We start from the raw sequence: 2,444 nt of genomic DNA on the forward strand, positions 1-2,444 counted from the left end.
GCGTGTTTTTGGTCGTCCCCGCGTCGAGGTCACCCAGCACCCGTTCTCATCCTCTGTGGTTTGCGATAGGACGGAGTTGGCCCTCTGGTGATGGAGCAAGATATGTCTCTCCGAAATGACTTAGTTGAAGTTGACGATTGGCTGACAAGAAATGGAATAGAATTCCGATCCGTAAATACTGAAGTGAAAGTCGGGATCGCCTACTTTGTTTTAGTTTTCAGTTTGTTCGATCAGCGGCACCTTGAGCCACGTGGCTCTCGTGATGCTGTCATCGCCTTCATTGAACAGTTACCCAAGGACGCCGATTTCACCCCGTACCAGCCGTATCTGGATTATTTTCAGGTCCGATACATACACGGCGGGCGGCCCACGGACCACTATGATCTCATGGTTGGCGATGACGGTGTCTCAGGCAGAAAAATTTTAGATGTCCTTGAGGGCCATTCGAACCAACCCGACGAGAAAATTGGGGCGTTGGTTCTGATAGCGTATCGACTCCGTTGCAATCTGGTACATGGCTCAAAATGGCAAACTGGCCTCGGCGATCAGTATCATAACCTCATGAACGCAGCGCGAGTGGTGATGCTCGTGATGGATCGATACCGCACCTGAAGCAACGGTTATTTCCCCAATTTAAGCCGCCAAATTCGATCAAATTGGGCCAAAAACAGGCCGCGACCCTTTCACGGCCATATTTGCCATAAAAATAAGGGGTTTCAGGCCGGTTTCAGGCCGAAAATTCTTCCAGGGCACTCTATAGGAGAGAAGAACGCGATTATGCACCTGGTGCCAGCCCCCCATAAACGGTCTAATCAGCCGTCTCTTGATACGGGGTGCGTGGCTAAGCCGGGAGCATCAATGATGGGAGATAACCATCAATGGAAATCAATAATAATCCAGCTACTGGATCGGAGGTAACCGAGCAAGTTCAACGCCTAGCCAAGGTCTATGGCGATCAGATCGTCCGGAGAGACAACAAGTTCTTCGACGTGGAGAATCTCGGAGTGCCGCTATCGCGAAACGACGTGGAGCGGATGATCCTGAACCGTGTGCGAGACGAGCATCCCGACGTTCCACTGAGCAAGGAACTGGTAAAAGGCCTGTTTACCCTGCTAATCGAAGCACAACATACCGACGTCGAGCGATCCTTTCAGGTCTGGAATGGGACGGCTATCTGCGAAGATGGAAACTCAAGCCGACTGATAAAATCAAGGGGCGCAGTCGCGGCCAATACGTGGGTTGAACCTGAATATCGGCAACTCAAGATCAATTCTTCGGAGCTTGGCATCATCGGGCAATTCTTCGATGAGTTCTTTCAGCTTGATCACGACCGACAGCAGTTCCTGAACTGGCTGGCATGGAGCCTTCAGAACGAGGGGGAAAAGCCAGCTTGGGCTCCATTCCTGTATTCGCGGGGAAGAGGTACCGGGAAAAGCACCACTGCTCGCATTCTGACCGAACTCTTCGGCACCCAGAACACCGTCGTTCCAAATAACGTCAGCAAGCTAACACAGCAGTTCAACGCCACGGTTCTGACAAGCAAACTTGTGGTGTGTGAGGAAACCCAAATCAAGCCGGGGTCGCCACAGGAAAACGCAATCAAGACCTTCATCACAGACCCTTACGTTCTAATAGAGCGCAAAGGGATTGAAGCTGAACGCGCCAAGCAGTCTTGCTGCTTCTTGTTCACCTCGAACATCTGGCCGTCATGGATTGGCGAAGGTGAGCGGCGTTACCTCGTAATGGACGTTAACCATCACGGACGATCAGGGGGCTCTCGCGCCAATGAGTTTTCGAACCTCGTCGGTCGGGTTCATCAGTTCCTTGATGATCCGGCTAATGTGGCTCGTGTCTATAACGCCTTGATGCGGAGAGAGCTGCCGGAAGGATTCAGCGCCAAGAGCCTGAACATCGCTGACCATCAGACCCCGACCATGGAACGCTTGCGTCAGACCAGCCGTGACACCATCGTTGATCGCTTGGAAGAAGAGCTGAGTGCTAGTGGGCTCGTCGCCTTGCCTGAAGCGGGGGTCGTTGCCTTCGTCCAGAAACACCTCAAAGGGAACATCAACCAAACCAAACACCTCATGGATGAGCTCGGCTGGCAGAAGACCAAGGCCAAGTGGGATGGCAAAGATTATCAACGCGCAATCTGGGTCAAGGCCGGTTACTGGATCAAACGGGGCAAAATCCACGGTCCTGACTTTGAGCCCGTGTGCATCAGTGATCACCTTGCTGATGACGTTCGGTTCAACGAAGTGGAGATCATATGATGGATGGTCAGCACTTCTTCTTGAGAGACGACTGCGAGATTTGGCTTCAGGACATCATGGACACCCACTACGAGGAGGCCCTTTCGAGGGCCAACTCCGTCCTATCGCAAACCACAGAGGATGAGAACGGGTGCTGGGTGACCGGCGACCGTTGGGCGACCGAAAACACGG

2 protein-coding genes are annotated in these 2,444 nt (G+C 52.7%); both read left to right on the forward strand.

Annotation, left to right across the window (positions count from 1 at the left end):
- Positions 1-87 precede the first annotated feature (87 nt).
- Positions 88-612, forward strand: a complete 525-nt coding sequence (locus tag AC2FLD_RS22410; RefSeq protein ID WP_496803736.1) for a hypothetical protein — start codon at positions 88-90, stop codon at positions 610-612.
- Between the two features lie 266 nt (positions 613-878).
- Positions 879-2,273 carry a primase-helicase family protein gene (locus AC2FLD_RS22415; RefSeq protein ID WP_496674548.1) on the forward strand — a complete coding sequence of 465 codons (1,395 nt, stop codon included), beginning with the start codon at positions 879-881 and terminating at the stop codon, positions 2,271-2,273.
- Positions 2,274-2,444 lie beyond the last annotated feature (171 nt).

This window comes from Ruegeria sp. CDSA021, assembly GCF_059612325.1.

Excerpts from the sequence above, each read along its gene's own strand:
- AC2FLD_RS22415 (WP_496674548.1), top strand. The coding sequence starts at position 879 with ATGGAAATCAATAATAATCCAGCTACTGGATCGGAGGTAACCGAGCAA.